Origin of the sequence: Lyngbya confervoides BDU141951 (genome assembly GCF_000817775.3) — a bacterium.
Lineage (GTDB): Bacteria > Cyanobacteriota > Cyanobacteriia > Thermosynechococcales > Thermosynechococcaceae > Lyngbya > Lyngbya confervoides.
Window position 1 is genome coordinate 23,368 of record NZ_JTHE03000056.1, and the last position, 17,622, is coordinate 40,989.

16 protein-coding genes, 1 tRNA gene and 1 pseudogene are annotated in these 17,622 nt (G+C 55.5%); 7 read left to right on the top strand and 11 right to left on the bottom strand.

From position 1 onward, the window contains the following. Nucleotides 1-5: 5 nt before the first annotated feature. The 4 genes from QQ91_RS09845 to QQ91_RS09860 all read right to left on the bottom strand — a co-directional run bounded on the left by QQ91_RS09845 (nucleotide 6) and on the right by QQ91_RS09860 (nucleotide 4,431). Nucleotides 6-1,217: a glycosyltransferase gene (locus QQ91_RS09845; RefSeq protein ID WP_166281987.1), complete on the bottom strand. Its 1,212-nt coding sequence runs from the start codon at nucleotides 1,215-1,217 to the stop codon at nucleotides 6-8. Nucleotides 1,218-1,316: 99 nt separating this feature from the next. Continuing rightward, nucleotides 1,317-2,057: a two-component system response regulator RppA gene (gene rppA / locus QQ91_RS09850; protein WP_166281989.1), complete on the bottom strand. Its 741-nt coding sequence runs from the start codon at nucleotides 2,055-2,057 to the stop codon at nucleotides 1,317-1,319. A gap of 23 nt (nucleotides 2,058-2,080) precedes the next feature. After that, complete coding sequence (gene mutL / locus QQ91_RS09855) at nucleotides 2,081-3,904, bottom strand: DNA mismatch repair endonuclease MutL (protein ID WP_166281991.1); 1,824 nt, start codon at nucleotides 3,902-3,904, stop codon at nucleotides 2,081-2,083. 17 nt (nucleotides 3,905-3,921) lie between these two features. Then, nucleotides 3,922-4,431 (bottom strand): hypothetical protein, encoded by a 510-nt coding sequence (locus QQ91_RS09860; protein ID WP_166281993.1) that lies wholly within the window; start codon nucleotides 4,429-4,431, stop codon nucleotides 3,922-3,924. A gap of 409 nt (nucleotides 4,432-4,840) precedes the next feature. Between QQ91_RS09860 and QQ91_RS09865 the strand changes: the two genes are divergently transcribed. From QQ91_RS09865 to QQ91_RS09880, 4 genes are all read left to right on the top strand, one after another. Continuing rightward, nucleotides 4,841-5,605 carry a WecB/TagA/CpsF family glycosyltransferase gene (locus tag QQ91_RS09865; RefSeq protein WP_166281995.1) on the top strand — a complete coding sequence of 255 codons (765 nt, stop codon included), beginning with the start codon at nucleotides 4,841-4,843 and terminating at the stop codon, nucleotides 5,603-5,605. Between the two features lie 21 nt (nucleotides 5,606-5,626). After that, nucleotides 5,627-6,406: a cell division ATP-binding protein FtsE gene (gene ftsE, locus QQ91_RS09870; protein ID WP_166281997.1), complete on the top strand. Its 780-nt coding sequence runs from the start codon at nucleotides 5,627-5,629 to the stop codon at nucleotides 6,404-6,406. Nucleotide 6,407: 1 nt separating this feature from the next. Next, complete coding sequence (locus tag QQ91_RS09875; RefSeq protein ID WP_201277410.1) at nucleotides 6,408-7,343, top strand: cell division protein FtsX; 936 nt, start codon at nucleotides 6,408-6,410, stop codon at nucleotides 7,341-7,343. 92 nt (nucleotides 7,344-7,435) lie between these two features. Next, entirely contained in the window at nucleotides 7,436-8,026 is a 591-nt protein-coding gene (locus QQ91_RS09880; RefSeq protein ID WP_166281999.1) for a DUF1176 domain-containing protein, read from the top strand. 60 nt (nucleotides 8,027-8,086) lie between these two features. Here QQ91_RS09880 and QQ91_RS09885 read toward each other — a convergent pair whose 3' ends face one another. Both QQ91_RS09885 and QQ91_RS09890 read right to left on the bottom strand, forming a co-directional pair. Continuing rightward, nucleotides 8,087-8,503 (bottom strand): hypothetical protein, encoded by a 417-nt coding sequence (locus QQ91_RS09885; protein WP_250833319.1) that lies wholly within the window; start codon nucleotides 8,501-8,503, stop codon nucleotides 8,087-8,089. Between the two features lie 8 nt (nucleotides 8,504-8,511). Continuing rightward, nucleotides 8,512-9,483 (bottom strand): cysteine synthase A, encoded by a 972-nt coding sequence (locus QQ91_RS09890; RefSeq protein WP_166282001.1) that lies wholly within the window; start codon nucleotides 9,481-9,483, stop codon nucleotides 8,512-8,514. A gap of 216 nt (nucleotides 9,484-9,699) precedes the next feature. On the opposite strand from QQ91_RS09890, the gene QQ91_RS09895 reads away from it, so the two are divergent. Then, nucleotides 9,700-9,773, top strand: a tRNA-Met gene (locus tag QQ91_RS09895). A gap of 10 nt (nucleotides 9,774-9,783) precedes the next feature. On the opposite strand, the gene QQ91_RS09900 is transcribed toward QQ91_RS09895, so the two are convergent. Next, on the bottom strand, nucleotides 9,784-11,094 hold the full coding sequence (locus QQ91_RS09900) for an MFS transporter (RefSeq protein WP_166282003.1): 1,311 nt from the start codon (nucleotides 11,092-11,094) through the stop codon (nucleotides 9,784-9,786). Then, a complete protein-coding gene (locus QQ91_RS09905; RefSeq protein WP_166282005.1) occupies nucleotides 11,088-11,753 on the bottom strand; it encodes an SDR family oxidoreductase in 666 nt (221 codons plus the stop codon). Before QQ91_RS09905 ends, QQ91_RS09900 begins: the two co-directional genes overlap by 7 nt. Before the next feature lie 161 nt (nucleotides 11,754-11,914). Here QQ91_RS09905 and QQ91_RS09910 point away from each other — a divergent pair, with 161 nt between their 5' ends. Further along, nucleotides 11,915-12,379 (top strand): DoxX family protein, encoded by a 465-nt coding sequence (locus tag QQ91_RS09910; RefSeq protein ID WP_166282007.1) that lies wholly within the window; start codon nucleotides 11,915-11,917, stop codon nucleotides 12,377-12,379. A gap of 4 nt (nucleotides 12,380-12,383) precedes the next feature. Here QQ91_RS09910 and gghA read toward each other — a convergent pair whose 3' ends face one another. Next, the gene (gene gghA, locus QQ91_RS09915; protein ID WP_166282009.1) at nucleotides 12,384-14,879 is read right to left on the bottom strand and encodes a glucosylglycerol hydrolase; all 2,496 of its coding nucleotides are present in this window, start codon (nucleotides 14,877-14,879) and stop codon (nucleotides 12,384-12,386) included. A 332-nt stretch (nucleotides 14,880-15,211) separates the two neighbouring features. On the opposite strand from gghA, the gene QQ91_RS09920 reads away from it, so the two are divergent. Beyond that, entirely contained in the window at nucleotides 15,212-16,891 is a 1,680-nt protein-coding gene (locus QQ91_RS09920) for an FkbM family methyltransferase (RefSeq protein WP_166282011.1), read from the top strand. On the opposite strand, the pseudogene QQ91_RS09925 reads toward QQ91_RS09920, so the two are convergent. Next, a pseudogene (locus QQ91_RS09925) lies at nucleotides 16,888-17,175 on the bottom strand (O-linked N-acetylglucosamine transferase family protein); the annotation flags it as partial. The gene QQ91_RS09920 and the pseudogene QQ91_RS09925 overlap by 4 nt on opposite strands. A gap of 18 nt (nucleotides 17,176-17,193) precedes the next feature. Further along, nucleotides 17,194-17,622: IS66 family transposase (locus tag QQ91_RS09930; RefSeq protein ID WP_236096151.1), on the bottom strand; the 429-nt coding region annotated here is incomplete at its 5' end.

Sequence of the window (17,622 nt, forward strand, 5' to 3'; positions counted from 1 at the left end):
TCCCGTCAGGATTTTGCCGGATACACCCGCCCTTTCCAGGCGCCTCCACGCCCCTGCCAGTGACGCCGGGCAGAATCCAGGGTCATGAGGGTGTAGAGCAGAGCGGTGGCCGGAAGGGTCATTGCCCAGAGGGGAGGGAGGCGATAGAGGCGAACGGTGGGAAGGTAGGCGATCGCCATCAGCAGCCAAGCCAGACCTCCGCATAGGGCAATCCAGGGGTGTTGGGTCAGCGCTCCCACTGCGATCGCCAGGGGTGGCCAGAGATATACCAGAATCATTCCCAGCACAGACCCCAACAATAGGACCGTCGAATAGCCCAGTTGGGTAAAGGCGGTGCGGGCCACCATGGTCCAGATTGTGTCCAGGGTGTCGTAGGCGCGGAGGCTGTGGGTTTGGGTTGAAAGTCCCAGCCAAATGCGGCCCCAGGTGGTTTTGCCGGAGTCTTTAGTGGCCGCAGTTTGCTTCACGGCGGCGGCAAGGGAGCAATCATCAATGAGGGCATCTTTGACTCGCTCCAAGCCTCCGGCCTGGAGTAAGGCCTGCCGCTGTAGTAGGATGCAGCCGCCAGCGGCAGCGGCAAGCTTATGGCGGGAACTATTGGCCCAAGGAAAGGGATAAAGCTTTTGAAAAAAGAATATAAAGGCAGGAATCAGCGCCTTTTCCCAGAAGGACTGACAGCGAAGCTGAACCATAAGTGAGACAAGCAACCGATTCTCGGTGATGGCTTTAGACAGGAGGGCCGTGAGGTTTCCTTTGGGGTGAACAATGTCTGCATCGCTGAGCAGCAGATAGTCTGGGGGGCGGCCAGGGGCTTGGAGAACATGCTGAACTCCGGTGTTGACGGCCCAGAGTTTACCGGACCAGCCGGGAGGGAGTGGGGGGGTGGTCAAAATCCGCAGACGATGGCCTTCTCCTAGATCCGCCGCGGTCTGCTGGGCAAGGGCTGCGGTGGCGTCGGAGCTTTGGTCATCCACGAGGACAACCTCGAAAGCCCCAGCGTAGTCCTGGGTCAGGAGCGATCGCACCGTAGCCCCGATATAGGCGGCTTCATCGCGAGCCGGGATGATCGCGCAGACCCTGGGCCAATCGGTCCATTCAGGTCGGTTGACCGGACAATCCAGTCGCTGGTCGCATCGCCAGAATCCTCCTCGAAGCGTGAGCAGCCCCATCCAAATGAGACAGGACAATAAAGTCAGGACTAAAAGGGCGCTGATCATGGAACAACCTGGCGACGGGTGAGCACCCCTATGATTAGAGCATGGCGCCTCAGCGTCAAGATCCGCGACCGTCAAGAGTTGCTAGGCTTCTGCCAGGCCCTAGTCCATTCCAAAGCGATAGCCTTTTCCGTAGATGGTGTGGATCACGGTGGGGTCCTTGGGGGTCTCTATTTTTCGCCTTAGCAGACGCATTTGGGCCGCGAGTACGTTGCTGCCGGGTTTTTCTTCCTCGGGCCAGAGGTGGTTATAAATTTCCTCGTGGGACAAGATGGTCTGCGGGTGTTGCATCAGGTAGGCAAGGAGGCGACATTCCTTCTCGGATAGGGCAATGGTCCGACCCTTGCGATAGACCACCAGATTATCTGGATCAAGCTCTAATCCCTCGGCCCGCAGCCGATTTGGGGTGGAAGGGGCTGACCCCAGATCCTCCGATGAAGAGGCTCGCCGACTGAACTGCTCCTGACGACGCAGAAGCGCGCGCACGCGGGCGAGCAGTTCTCGTAGCTCAAAGGGCTTAACCAGATAGTCATCGGCTCCCACATCTAGACCCTGCACGCGATCATCGAGGGTATCCTTTGCCGTGAGGAAGAGGACTGGGGTGGCGTCTTGGTGAGAGCGCATTGAGCGGCAAACCTCAATGCCAGAACAGCCCGGAAGCATCCAGTCGAGAATAATGACGCTATAGGGACGGTGATGGTGGCGATGGGCTTCAATGGTGGCGATGGCGGCCTCCCCATCCGTGGCGACATCCACCTGATACCCTTCGCGACTGAGCACCCGCTTCAGAGGATGGGTCAGATCCTCCTCATCATCAACAATTAAAATGCGGCTGGGGTCCATGGTTTCTCTCCCTCTCCCTGCGGCTATTTTCTCGTGAAGTGGTGAGTATTGGACGGCTTTGAGGATGGAGCGCTTGTCCAATTTCGACGAAAGAACCGAGCCAGGGCTGGTTCATCCAAAGCCAAATAAATTGGGCGACCGTGGGGACAGGTGCGAGGATTTTGGGTTTGCTGCCAGTGATCGAGCAACGTTTGCATCTGGCTAAGGGAAAGTTCTGTGCCATTGCGAAGGGCGCTCCGGCAAGCCACGGTGGCCAGGGCCGCCTCCAGATTGGGGGTTAAGCTCATCTCCAGGAGAATATCCTGGCGATCGCTGCGATGGAGGAGTTGTTGAGGGAGACTGCGCAAAATCCAGCTATTGGGGCCAAAGGGTTCAACCGCCAGTCCTAAATGAGCCAGGCGCTCCACCTGAGGTTCAGATAAGTGGGAGAGCCGCAGCGGGGAGGCAAGGGCGACTAAATTCAGGCTCCGCTGAAGATCTTCGTAGAGAATCCGTTCATGGGCGATGTGCTGTTCCACCAGCCAGATACCAGCTCCATGCTCGGCCAGAATATAGGTTTTCTGGACCTGCGCGATGGCCTTGAGCCTCAGGCTGCTCTGGGGCAAGGGATCGCACAGAGACACCCTGCCCCCTTCGAAATGGGGGGGGCTGATGGAGAGCTGGGAAGAGGTGGCCCTAGGGGGTGGAGTGGACCTGGCCAATTCATCGAGATGGTAGCGGCCACGACCTTCGGCGGATCGCACCAGCTGAGACAGTGGCTTGGGGCCATACTGGCCGATTTCCTGGCCGGAGAATTGCAGCAGCCCTTGAATGGTCTCCAGCAGTTGCGATCGCCAATGATCCAGATCTCGCAGGTAAATGGCCGTTTTGGAGGGGGTGCGATTCCAATCGATATATTCGGGATTTAGGTGAAAGTGGGCAAAGCAAAGGGGATAGCGATGCCGCGGCAGAGTTTGACGAAATGCTTGCAGGATTGTTTGCTCTAGGGGCTGTAGGAGGGCACTGGTCCGTGAGGTCTCCGTGATTTTCACACAGCGGCCATTCACGGCTGTCCGCAGCCAGTCGGGACGATGTCGATGACATTGATCCGGCAGTCCCACCACCACCTCCAGCGTATTTTGAAAGGGATGCTCTGGAGTGGGTTCTCCATGGGGGGCTTCCAGACCGGCCATGATCCGGCGCCGCGATCGCAGGGCGGTTGGATGAACAGATTTCAGTACCTGGGACACCATGGTTTCGGTCCGCGACGTGGCGGCAAGCTGAAACCAGGGATGATGGCCTTTCCAGACTTGCCAGGTGATGTGAGGATGACATAGGGCATAGTCATAGACCAGGCTCTGGATGGATCTGAGTTGTTGGTTGGTGTTGGGCAGGGCCGCCCGACGGGCTGGCCAACTGGCGAATAACTGGCCCACCTGCACCACCGTGCCTGGGGCCAACGCTGCTGGATCAAGGGTTTTTACGTAACCTTGGTCGTCATAGGTGGCCCGCCAACCGGTGGCTTGGGATTGCAGACGAGAGGTGATCTGAAGACTGCCCAGCCGAGCCATGCTGTGCAAGGCCTCGCCGCGAAATCCAAGGGTGGAGATTTGCTCCAGGGTGGCTAGCTTACTGGTGGAATGGGCGGTGGCCGCCGCGGCTAAGTCTGCATGGGTCAGGCCCATGCCATTGTCGGCCAGCTGCACTGCCCAGTCCTGGGGCCAGAGGGTCAGGCTGAGACGATTGGCTGCTGCATCGATGGCATTATCAATCAGTTCACGGACAACGGCGGCCAGGGAATCAATGACCTCACCGGCTGCAATCCGATGCACCAGATCGGCTTGAATGGGTTGAATGCTTAGCTCCATTGCAGATCACCAACATCCTAGATGCTGCTGATTCGCGTCCACCAGCGGTTCACGAACTGGCTAAGCTGGCGCTTTCGCAGCCAGCGACGAAAGGCTTCCTCATAGACTGCTTCATTGGTTTGAAAAATACTCCAGGCAAACAGCCCGAGCTTTGCGGTGAGAAGACAAATGATGCCAGCGGGAAAAATCCAAAGAACCCCCAGAAAGGGAATTGTGCTGATCACTGCGCCCATGGCTGCCAGCGCCCCACTCAGGATTAGCCAGCGCCCGGTACGATGCTTAAGCTGGCTCATGCGGTAATCATCAAAGGCCTGTCGTTCCTGCAAGACAGACTGTTGGTTGAGCCAACTCTCTTCGGCTTGCTGCAGAATTTGGGGCTGAATCTCCAGCTCCTCAGCAATCTCGTAAAGCTGTGCTCTGGAAAACTCTCCGTCCCAGGCCTGCTGGGCGATGGCAGCGTTTAAAATTTCTTGGATTTGGGCCTGGGTATAGACCTTGGGGGGGGGACTTACCGACTCGCCAGCCATAGCTTTACAGGGCCTTAAACTTCACTAGTGTTACAACTTAGTTTGGTGACAATTTAGCTTTAGCGTTCTGTTAATTATCCTAGCGAATGAAAGCGTTCCTGGGATAGGGGCTTTGCCTAAGGATCGCGTAGCCTGACTGTAAGCGTAGCCTGACTGTAAGCGTAGACCGATAGCCTGGAGGTTTTGAGCGGTTTTGCCGGAGGGTCAGAGTCAAAATGCGGCGGCGGCTCCCTGGACCACAACCGGCTTGTTTTTCGCCAGGATGGGCTGCAAGGGTGGACCATCCCTAACCTAAGAACAAACTTTCCTTGTGACAAATTCATGATTCTTCCTGGGTAACCTACGGGTGAACCTGAAGTGAGGAAGGAATGTGTCAAGATATTACATGATTTGAAGATGGTGTTAAGTCATGTCATCGCTTGTCTCAGTTCATCCGCCTCGACAGTTTCCTGTGCTGGGGGTCAATGTTGATCTGCTGGAGGGGTTGAATGACTATGTGGATTGGTTGATCCATCGAATTCGAATGGAACAGGGCACCCATGTGGTGACGCTGAATGCCGAGATGACCATGCAAGCTCAGATCAATGCCGAATTAGGGCAAATTATTCATAATGCTGAGCTGGTGGTGCCAGACGGAGCAGGCATCGTGCTGTATCTGAAGCTCTATGGCCAGTCTATCCATCGCTGTCCTGGGGTTGAACTCTCCGAAGCTTTACTGCGCAAAGTGGCGACGGTGCCCAATGCCTCGGTATTTTTTTACGGGGGGGCGCCGGGGGTGGTGGAGAAGGCTGCCCAGCGATGGCAGCAGGAGTGCCCGAATCTCACCCTGGCGGGGGTTGCCCACGGATATGTCCAAGGGGACGAGCAGGTGGAGCTGACCCAGAGACTGCAGGCCTTGCAGCCGAGCTTGATCTTTGTGGGTTTAGGGGTGCCGCGCCAGGAACATTGGATTGCCCAGCATCGCGCCCTCTGCCCTCAGGCAGTTTGGATTGGAGTCGGTGGCAGCTTTGATATCTGGTCTGGAACCAAGCAGCGGGCGCCCCAATGGCTCTGCGACCACAATTTGGAGTGGACCTATCGACTCTATCAAGAACCTTGGCGTTGGCGACGCATGATGGCTCTGCCGGAATTTGCCTGGCAATCGCTGATCGAACGCTTTACGCCTTTCCGATAAATTCTCTATGGCTCCAGCTTTATGACTCAAGCTTTTCTGCGCACCCGGTCAGTTAGTCTTGGACTGCGGCGATCGCCGCGGCGGCCCCCAGTCGACTCGCCCCCCCTTCAAGGCGCGAAGTCTGACTATGCCCTCAATCTGCGGGGGGTGTCTCGGGTCTATCCCGCGAACCATGGGGGGATTCGAGATGTGGATTTGGCCCTGCGGCAAGGGGATTTTTTGTTTGTCACCGGCCCCTCTGGTTCCGGTAAGACCACCCTCATGAAGCTAATTTACGGGGCGGAAAAGCCGGATCAAGGGGAGATCTGGGTGGCCGGAGAGAACGTGGCGAAACTGCGAGGCAATTCGCTTTCCCATCTGCGTCGCAGGCTTGGCGTGGTGTTTCAAGATTACAAACTGATTCCCAACTGGACCGTGGAAGAAAATGTCTCCTTTGTGCTGCGGGCCCAGGGAATTTCCCATCAAAAGGTGCGCCAGCGGCTGCTGCCAACTTTAAAGCTGGTGGGGCTGCAGGATAAGGCCAAAAACTATCCTCTTCAGCTTTCTGGGGGAGAGCAGCAGCGGGTGAGTATTGCCCGCGCCATTGTAGGATCGCCGCGATTGCTCTTAGCGGATGAGCCGACGGGTAACCTAGATCACGAAAACGCCATGCAGGTGCTTGGCATTCTTAAAAAGCTTAACAGCCTCGGGATTACCGTGATGGTCACGACCCACGATCTGAATCTGATTAAAATTGGCAATGCCCCAGTGGCCCAGATTAACCAAGGTCAACTCAAAATAGTCTCGCCCCAGAGGATATAAGATGCGTTCTGCGCGACTCGCTCCCCCCGATACCCTGCAAACCTGGATGACGAAGCTGCGCTACCTTAGCCAGGAAACCTGGCGAAGCCTGCGTCGGGGGGGCTGGATGAATTGGGCTGCGATCAGTACGGTCACCGTTTTGCTGTTTTTGTTTGGTCTTAGCCTGCAGACCTCCTGGCAGGTGAATGGCTTGCTGGGGCAGATGGGGTCGCAGCTTGAGATTTCGGTGTTTATGAAGCCAGATATGGCGGGATCTCGCCTTCAGGCTAAAATATTGCAGTTTCCTGAAATTGCAGCGGTACAGGTGGTGTCCAAGGACGAGGCCTGGAAGGATCTCCTGGCAGATATGGGCACTACGGATATTGCAGGGGCAACGGCGGGCTTGGGGGGAAATCCCCTTGTGGATGAGCTGAAGGTGCGAGCAACCTCGCCCGGTGAAGTAGCGGGTTTGGTGAAAAAGCTGGCGAGCTTTTCGGAAGTGGACGAGGTCACCTATCTAGATGAGGCCCTAGCGCATCTGTCTCAGATTAGTCGGGGCTTTAGCCGAGTGAGCGTGATTTTAGTGGGATTGCTGACGCTCACCGCGATCGCGGTGATCAACACCACCATTCGGTTGATTGTGGTGGCCAGACAGCAGGAAATTGAGGTGATGCAGCTGGTGGGGGCCACCACAAACTGGATCTATTTACCGTTTTTGCTGCAAGGGATTACCTTTGGTCTGATCGGGGCTGCGATGTCAGGGTTGTTGATGGCAGGATCGCGCAGTGTCGTGCAGCGGGCCCTGGCCAATCAGCCCAATTTTTTACAGACCCTCTCCGATGGGCTCAGTTTGACCCCAGCTCAAGCCTTGCTGCTGCCGCTGGTGATGCTCACCTTTGGCAGTTTGATTGGTTTTCTAGGTAGCCTGTTCGCGGTGCGTCGGTTCGTATTGCGCTAGGCAGGGATTGCCCGGCGTCAATGATCGCGTTCACAGTGGGGTTGAGTTCAGTGCCATAAGCTAGAGACAGCACCCCGTGAGGTTTGATATTGATGGACATAAAACCCTGGGCCGTGGTATTCCAAATCGCGATGGCCAGCCTCACCTTGGCCTGTGCCGATCCGCCCACCTTGCCAAGGGCCACACCGGAAGAGGGCAAGCCTCCCCTGGAATCAGTGGTGGCAGGCTCTCAGAAAACCGATGCCTCCGGTCAGGAAACCGATGCCTCTGACCTGGAAGCCCACCCACTGTTAACCCAGGTCATAGACCGGCAAGCGGATCTTGGGCTGTGCCAGTTTTCCTTTGACCCCCAGGCCTCGCGAGCCTATTCTCAGGTTTATGAGGGCAGCAATGGCGTTTATTTAGTGCAGCTGCTCTGTTTTCAGGCGGCTTATCAGGGAAACTACGAATTTGTGCGGGTGGATGCCCTGAGTTCTCCCCTTGAGATACGCCCCCTCGGGTTGGAACTGGTGGGCTATCCAACCTATGATCCTGAGACTCAGATCCTCCGCAATAGCTACAAATACAACGGTCCTGGGTCTTGTCTGGAGGAAACTACCCATCGCTGGGATGGCGATCGCCTCATCCTCGTGGAGCAAGAACAAATTGAGACGGTCCCAGGAGGATGTTCTGGGTTATTGTGACCTGCTCCTGACAGAACCCCGTCCACAGGGGATTTCCTCAAGGCGGGGGTGGGCCACCGGTTACGGTTGAGAGGGGGGCAGGGGACAAAAGACATTGTTGGGCAAAATCACGGGCAGCATGGGCACGGCTACCGCCACGGGTTTCTTGAAGCGCTGGACCATCAACCCCTCCAGATCTAGGCGGGCGATCTCTGCGCGGGCAAGGCCTTCGCCTTCGGAAATAATGACCAGATACTGGGCTGCGCGAATGGCGGTTTCCAGGCGATCGCCCTTGTCCAGGGCTGCCTGAAAATACTGGAATGCTTCCAAGGGGCCGGAGACTAGGGAGGCTCGCTGGATGATCCCCTGGGCGATGGCTTTTTCATAACCCGATCGATAGGGATTACAGGGGCGGGACGACTGGGCGATCGCTGCCTCCCCGAGGCTGAGGAGGTTCAGGGTGATCAAGAGTCCGAGAAAGTAAGGCGATCGCCGCATATGGCCCCCTAGGGCGTTAGCCCCTTTTCTGCTAACCATGCAGGGTTGTAAAGTTTGGATTGATACCGAGTGCCGCTATCGCAGAGGACGGTGACAATGGTGTGACCCGGTCCCATTTGCTGGGCCAAGGCGACAGCGGCTCCCACATTGATGCCAACCGATCCGCCCATGAACAAACCATCCCTTTGCAGGAGTTGATAAATTACCTGAATGCAGGTGGGATCATCTACCTGGATAGCGTCATCAATGGGCACACTTTCCATATTGGCAGTAATACGGCTGTTGCCAATGCCCTCTGTGACGGAACTACCACTGGTCTTAATTTCTCCCGTTTTGATATAGCTATACAGACCGCTCCCCATGGGGTCGGCAACGACGGTTTTGATCTGAGGATTTTGCTCCTTCAGGTAGAGGGAAACTCCGGCAAAGGTCCCGCCGGTGCCGGTGGCAGCGACCCAGGCATCCACGGTGCCGTCGGTTTGCTGCCAAATTTCAGGGCCGGTCGTATCGTAGTGCGCTTGACGATTGGCCAGATTATCAAACTGGTTGGCCCAAATGGCGTTTTCGGTTTCTGCCGCTAAGCGCCCAGAAAGCTTTACGTAGTTGTTGGGATCTCGATAGGGCACGGCTGGGACTGGCCGCACCTCTGCTCCGAGGACGCGCAGGGCATCCATCTTTTCCTGGGACTGAGTGTCGGGGATCACGATCAGGCATTTGTAGCCCTTGGCATTGCAAATATGGGCCAGGCCAATTCCAGTGTTGCCAGCGGTGCCTTCGACCACGGTGCCTCCGGGCTTGAGGAGTCCTTTGGCTTCGGCATCTTCAATAATGTAAAGGGCGGCTCGATCTTTAACGGAACCGCCTGGGTTCAGAAATTCGGCTTTTCCGAGAATTTCACAGCCAGTTGCGTCACTAAAGCTATTGAGGCGAATTAAAGGGGTGTTTCCGACGGTGCCTACAAATCCGTTTTTGATATCCATTCGCGTCCTACGTCAGCTTGCCTATAGCAATCCTATCGGTCATCTGACGGTTCGCGTCAGGGCTTAGGGATTTATCACATTTTGCCGGGGTCCCAGGATCACTGGGGATGGATGGGCAAGGGGAATTCAGACCCGTTGCGATCTTGCAGATCTGCAGATCGCAATTTTTTTGCAAGGGAGGTCTGCTATGTTAAGATGACAAAGTTTCAAAAACACGGCTCAGTAGCTCAGTTGGTTAGAGCAGGGGACTCATAAGCCCAAGGTCGGCAGTTCAAATCTGCCCTGAGCCATCCGCAAACCTTAGAATTTCTTCGACCCGATCGGAAACGAGAGAAGGGCGCTGATCAACATTGCAATCCCGCCCAGGGCGACTATCGCCATGCGATCGCCCCCTACCCAGGTCTGCACCAGTTGCCCCAATCCCAGGGATACAAAAATTTGCGGCAAGGTAATGGAGCAGTTAAACAGCCCCATATACAGTCCATTGAGCTCCGGAGGCAGCACCCGTGCCAGCATCGCGTAGGGCATCGATAACATGCTGGCCCAGGCTACCCCTAACCCCACCATCGGACCCAAGAGCAGATAGCGATCGCTCACCCAATGCAGCGATCCTAGACTGAGGGCTCCCACCAGCAGACAGGCCCCATGGAGGGTTGGCAGGTCAATGCGCCTGGCTAGATGCGGCAATCCCAGGGACACGGCCATGCAGGTCAAATTCAGCAGGGCAAAGCAAAGCCCGGTCCACTCTATGCCCTGGGCATAGAGATCGGAGATTTCAAAATGGGCGCCGAAAATGTCGCGGGCCACTGCAGGGGGGAAGTAGAGAAACAGGCAAAACATGCTGATCCAGCTCAGACCCTGCACCCAGGACAGTTGCTTCAACAAAGGAGGACAGTGGCGCAGGGCTGTGCTGATGCTGAAGGGCGCGGGGTCGATCCCCGCCTCCGGACTGGTGGCATTGTTCTGTAGGGGGCGGGGAGATTGGGTCACCGTTAGCAGCAGCGCGCCTAAAAATAGGGCGGATCCCAGCCAAAGCGAGCATTCAATGGAGGCGGGAAAGTTTCCCAGCAGGGAAAAGGGGTGCTGCCGCCAGAGATGGACCACTCCCCAGGGCATCGCCGAGGCGGTAAAGGCCCCTAATCCGTGGGCACAGCTTTGCCAGGTATAGGCCGTTGTCTGCTGAGGCAGGGGCACCACATCCACCACGTAGGACCGAAAGGGCGTCATGGCCACGTTCACCCAGAGATTGAGTAACCACAGCAGCAGGACCGCCATGGTTAATCCCCTGGCCAGGGGTAGGGCGGCCAGGGTGACACAGCCAAACAGCGCTCCCGCTAAGAAGTAAGGACGGCGCTTACCCAAGGGAGAACAGGTGCGATCGCTCCAGTAGCCCACCAGGGGTTGCACAATCAGCCCGGTGACGGGGGCCGCCAACCACAGCAGCGGGATCTGCTGAGCCTTGGCCCCAAGGGACTCAAAAATGGCGCTGCCGTTGGCCATTTGCAGTCCCCAAACCACATGCACCCCCACAAAGCCGACGTTGATGATGATTAACTGCCAGCTATTTAAGGGATTTTGGACCTGCGTTGCCTGGGTGGGGGGTCTTACCAAGGTAAAACTTCTCCATTGGCGTGCCAAAAGGTGCCGGATGAATCCAGGCTGAGATCGTCGGTGCGCTGGATCAGGCCTTTCACCGATTGTTCCGGTGAAATTCCGTGGGAGGTAAAGCCCGTCATGCGAGTTTGCACCAGTCCCGGATGCAGAATGGCAACGGCAATGTGTCGCGGCTGTAAATCAATGGCCAGGGACTTTCCGGCCATGGAGAGGGCGACTTTGGACATTCGATAGGAATAGGAACTACCGGAGGTGTTGTCTCCAATGGACCCCATGCGGCTGGTGATGAAGATGATTTTGGATCCCGGTCCTAGGTTGGGCAGCAGGGCATGGGTAAACTGAAGCGGCCCAAGGGCGTTCACCTGAAATAGGGTGAGGATTTCCTCGGGGTCAAAATTTTCCAGGGTAGTCAGCCCGTAAGCCCCTGCGTTGTTGATGAGTACGTCCAGTTTTTGGCTACCGAGGCGCTGCTGCAGTTGGGTAAAGGTACTTGGCACGGTTAAGTCGAGGCCAGTTTCCACCTGTACCCCAAGCTGGTCCAGATCCCTGGAGCTTTGGCGGCAAACGGCGATGACGCTGTCTCCACGGCTCTGTAGCTGTCGGCAAAATTCCAGGCCAATCCCCCGATTTGCTCCCGTTACCAAATAGGTAGACATGGATGATTCTCTGTCTAAAGGTTCTCTCCCACCATACCGAAGCTTGCTTGGGGTTGAGCCAGGAGGGGGGCCAGCCCGTTGCCTGAATCTGGGCTTGGATCGCTGTTCAGACTCGCTGTTCAGGTACCATAAGGTCGTCACCCCTTTCCCTCTTCCAGATTATGACCTCTACCCAAGCCCCTAGCTCTTTGTTGACCACCCTGCTGCGGCCCGCCGTTACGGACAATACGGGTTTTCAGCTCACAACCCTGGTGGTTCGGGTTCTGGTTGGTGCGCTGATGATTCACAATGGGCTCGATAAGCTCTCCGATGTTTCCGGGTTTGCAGAAAATGTGGTTGCCTTTATTGGGCTGCCCTTTCCCGTCTTTTTGACCTACTGCGCGGCCTATATTGAAATCATCAGTTCGACCCTGCTTGCCCTTGGCTTGCTGACCCGCTTAAACGGTCTCGCGCTGCTCTCAACGATGCTGGTGGCCATTTTCTTCCATCTAAAAAGTGATGGATTTCAAGTTCCTCCCCTGGAAACGGCCTCGCTCTACGCCCTGATTTTTCTGTTTTTTACCATTTATGGGGCGGGACGGTTCTCCGGGGATGCCCTGTTGACGCGATCGCCCAGTGACTCCTAGGGCTTCATCCTGGGCCTTGGGGCGAGGGGAGTGATTCCTCTAGCAAGATGCCCTGGCCCTGGGCCAATTCAAATTGATTGAGCTGCTCTGGCCGCAACGATTCCAGCCCCGGTGTGGCGATCGCCACCTGCCAGTTTTCCAGATCGAGCTGCAGCCAGTCCCCGAGGGTGGCCATGATCGGGTCGCCTTCCATGTGGGTGAGCAGCGCCAGACGCTTCTGGGCGGGCTGACCCTCGGTGGCATCGCTGCGCAGGCCAAGGAATAGGGTTCGCCCTGGGTCGTGGATGTGGTTAAAGCGATCGCTGGCGGTGAGTCTATTCAAGAGCCAGGGATTTTGACGGCGATACTGGCGCAATTGGGCATTAAAGTGCACCTTAGCCGGATCTAGATCCGCCTGGTAGTGAACCACGCGGCAATGTTCGTGCATATCCTCCATGAAGGCCATGGCAAAATCTCGCAGGTGCGATATGTCGAGATCCTCTAGAAAATGCCGCAGCACTTGATTGTCGGGCTGCTGCGCAATTTCGCTTTGACAGACAGCCACCACTTGCTCTAGGTCGTAGTCGGTGCTGGTCATGGTGTCGGCCAGAACGCCCATGTAGTGCTTGAGCAGACCCAGGCTGGAGAATCCGGACTGCTTGAGGCGACGAAAGGTGTGGGGCTGTTCGTACTGAGCCTCCGTGACCCGCCAGTCCAGAAAGCCCTTTTCTTCGGCCACCACCTTGACGCCGTAGCGGTAGTCGGTGTTTCTAAAAAATCCCCAGCTAGCGCCCATGAGGGTGTTTAAAAAATCCATGGGGAGTCCAGGGCTAAAGCCGTAGACCCAGAGTTGGGTGGCTGGGTTGTCGTAGGCATTTTTAATCACCTCTGGTAGGGTTTGGCCCAGGCCGACGTTGATGGCGTTTTCCGTGGGCAACTGGGTGCCCCGTCGCAGGGTGTCATGGTTGCCGCAGCCTGTGATCCAGCGATCGCCCATGACCATTACCTGGGTGATGCGATCCCACTTGCGATCCCAAAATCCTTTAATTGCTGGGGTATTGTGGGCAAAGATTAAGGGCCCCCACTGAAAGGCCTCTGGCCGCAGATCAATCAGCTCTCGATAGGTGGATTTTTCCTCCCAGCCTTCCTCGGGCCAGGGCCGCCCATCCTCAAAGATGGTGAACATCAGGCGCTGGGCTCCGCCAATTTCTTGCACCACGTCGCTCATGGCTAACAGGTAGGCGTTATCGTACTCCATCTTGCCGGAGAGGGGATTAAAAAACCGAAAGTCTTGGCCGCCGTCAATGCGAATCCCATCCACTCCGGTATTAATTTTCCGCCGCTGCATTTCTAACAGAATGGCCCGCACAATGGGATGCTGATGGTTAATATCCTGGCCGTACATATTCGGGCCGCTAAAAAAGGTGGCGCTGATCAGCTCCAGGGCCTGGTTGTCGGAATGGCCGTAGACCAGATCGTAAATGACCTGAATTGGACCCTGGGAAAAGTTGTGCAGGGTGGCAATAAAGTCGACGACCTCATCGGGGCGCAGGCTAGCCAGGAGGGAGGGGCTAGTGGTGGAGGCCCCAATAATGGGGGTGTCGTAGCCCCAGTTTTGAGTGTGGGGACGCCGCAGGGTGACTTGAACGGGAATGCCTGCCAATTCTGCCGTGAGGGGGTCTGCTGGTCCAAAGTCAATGAGGCAACGGTCCAATTCAAACAGGTTTCGCTCGTGCTCTGGGGTTCCCAAGCGGTATTCAATGGTGGGTTCTGTGGGCAACAGTTGCACGGCATCGAAGCCCACGAAATTTTCTTCGGCGGCGGTCAGGGGTTCATGGTTGGCCAATTTATCCGACAGGCGCTGGTAAAGCTGGGTCAGATCTTCAAAGGTGCCGCTACCGGTGGCGGTGCCCACATGGATCTGGAGAATATTGACGGGTGTTTTCACCCGCGGGATGGCTGAGGAGGTATCGAGGCGATCGCGGTCTTGGAAATAGTCTAGGTCGGCGCGAGTTTGCTGGAGGGACTCGATGTCGTACAGTTCGGCGGGGGAATAGATTCCGTAGGGAAGGGAATAGGGGGCAACGTCGCGGATGGTTTTGATGGTTTCATTGAGGTTATCCCTGGCGCGCAGCCAATAAAATGAGCCGGAGCGATCGCGATTGCCCGGAACCATGCCAGATAGCACGCCCAGAACAAACTCACCGTGCTGCACCATTGGGATGCAGTCATACTGGAACAAAATATCTTGCTCAGGAAGGCGAAAGTCCACGGCTTCGACGGGGGTAAACACCTCTAGAAACAAGTCCCGCTGGGTTTGAATAATTTTTGAGGACTGTTCCGGTGCCCAGAACATGACTTCGGTGAACCCATCTGAGCGATAGTGGGCACCTAGTCGCCGCACAATGGTGCGGGCTTGATCAAAATAGGTTTGGTCTGAGTGCCAAACCTCATCTATCCACTCAATCAACTGTTGCGTTTCTGCTTTGTCAAGGCAGATAGATTGTTGAGGGTTGAGCATTGGAGGCGTTCACTGTATCGCTAGAGGGCAGAGAAGCAGCTCAGGTTTGCAAAGGCTGCTCCCTCTGTTGTAAGGGATGTTCTAACAAAACCCAAACAATTTTGGTTCAATTGATACCAGAATTTTGCTTGGGGCGTAAAGGGAAGTGGGGAACGGGGTCTGTGCGAGAGGAGGCTATCTTTGAGCCTGGAGCGCAGCGGTCTACCGCATTTTTCTGCCCAAGGTTGAACTGGGGGTGGCTGGCGATGGGCAGGCCGCAATGGGGGCTGCTTACGAATATTTTCGGGAGGGTCAGGGTATTTTAAGGCCGTAGGCGATTGATGAATACGGGCATGATGAACAGTTCCTCTCACGGTGAGGCTTATCGGCAATATCTAAAACAGCTTTTTCCAGATCTCAGACTGGCGGGAAGCACTATTGACACCATTCTCTTGCCGCAGACCCAGTGGGATGAGCCTAAGTCAGGGGCGGACTGGAATAATGTTGGGGTTATGGCGCTCTTGGAGGCTGAGGCCACCGAGGATTCGACCCTGCGATCGGTTTATTGGGAAATGGCGGCTGAGGCGTTGCAAACCGGTGCGGATAATTTTCCACTGGCGGCGGTTCATCTGGCACTCTTGCAAGGGTTACTGGGGGAAGACCAAGCTGCCATAAATGCTGCGTTTCAGATTCTGACCCAGCTGCTTTCGATTCCTGAATCCTCTGATCTTCAACCTGGATTGGTTTACATCCCCTTAGCCTGGAGCCGCTGGCCGGAGCACTCTTCTCAGATATTTCAAGGATTAGTGCTAGAGAACAATGGATATGCGCAGGTTATGGGGCTAGCGGCAGAGGTGCTATGGCGATCGCACCTGGTGTTCTACAATCCCAGTGGTCTCAGGTTGCTGCAAATTGCGGCGCAGATCCTGCCAGATTCGGCCGCTGTGCAGCTCAGATTGGGAATTTCAATGCTGGCGAATCAGCGCTTAGAGGGACTGGTGAATTTACGAAAGGCTTGGGAATTAGCCCCAGATCTCAGCGTCATTGCCCAGGCCTTTTACCTGGCCTGTCGCGACCAAGGACAAGTAGCCTTGGCTCAGCAGTGGCGAGAAATTGGCAAGCAGCACAGCAACCAATATCCTCAAGATTTATCAGGCGCATGGGCCACGATTTCTGATCGGGGGGTTGGAAGGGATTTAGAGAACGAGGGCAATCGGTTGATTGTATCTCACTCCCCCGCTGAGGCTGAGAACTATACCACCGTGGTTTTTGATCAAGATATTCTGATGGCGGTGGAACCTAGCTTCAAAAGTATTGTGACCAGTGTGTTAATTGCAGAGGGAGACTGGTTTGAAAAGGAAATGGAATGGTGGCGATCGTTTGTGAAGCCGGGGATGACGGTGATTGATGTGGGGGCTAATGTGGGGGTTTATACTTTTAGCGCTGCTAAGCGAGTGGGACCGGAAGGTCGCGTTATTGCTGTGGAGCCGTTTCCAGGTTGTGTGGATTGTCTCAAGAAAACTCGTCAGCTCAATGGCATGGATTGGGTGAGCGTGGTGGAGGGGGCGGCGAGTAATCAGAATGGCACTGCGCTGTTAGGGGTGAGTGCGGCCAGTGAGTTGAATGAGTTAATCGAGGAAGATGAAACAGATGGGTCGCAGCCCAGGAATGCGCTGAGGGTGCAGTGCTTGACGCTGGATGAGATCTGCGATCGCGAAAACCTGTCAACGGTGGATCTGTTGAAGATTGATGCGGAGGGACATGAACTTTCGGTTTTACAGGGAAGTAGATCCCTTATCGCTCAATTTACCCCAGTCATTCTCTACGAGAATATTGCAGCTGGACAGCAGGTAAATCCCGATGTTACTCCTTATCTAGTACAACTGGGTTACCAAATCTTGTGGTATCAACCTGGAACGGAGACTTTAGAAGTTGTTGACTCATTATCTACCGAGGAGACTCAAGCGCTGAACTTGATTGCAGTTCACGAAAGTACCTTGAAAAATATCAACGCTAGATTTGGACAGATTTAGACGAGCTGCTCTACGTGGTTAAACAACATTTGTTGATATGCATTCTCCATGTCCTGGGTGAACTGTTTTGCATTCCATAACGGTGAGCTTTGTCTGGAAGCTTTTAACTGACAAGCGACTTTTTGACGCAAAGCCTGATCTAACCCAAATCTGACACCCCAATCAATATATTCCTCATTAGTCCAAGCAATACCGTCACTAACTCCGGCATTCTTCATAAACGTATAGCTATTGCGGGCTGAGAAAATTTCACCCACTCTGGTAACAAGGGGAATCCCCATCCATGTAACCGTCCCAGCGGCTTACGCAGCCATCGGGGTTTCAAGGTTACCCAACGGCTGAGGCACGAGTGATGGAGCCTCTACTCCGAGTCTTTTGGCTCGACATGCCTGGGCTAGATAATCCACAGGATTTCGTTTCTGAATTTTGAGCGAGGTCACCACCGTCAGAATCCGCGCCACAAATTGACTGCCCGCTTGCGATTGCGAGCCAAAACTGGTGCGCCGCCAAATCACCGCACTTCTGAGGGCTTGCTCCGCTGCATTGTTCGTCGGCTCTATACCTGGGGTTGAGACAAAGGTCCACAAGGCTGATTCAACCTTCAGTAAGTTCCGAACTGTGCGAACTGTTTTGGCCAAGGGAGTTTTCTCCTTTTGGCCAATCGGCAAAGCCGCTGCCTCTTCTAACTGTGCCTTAAATCCCGCTCTCAACCGTTCCACTGCCGCAATCAA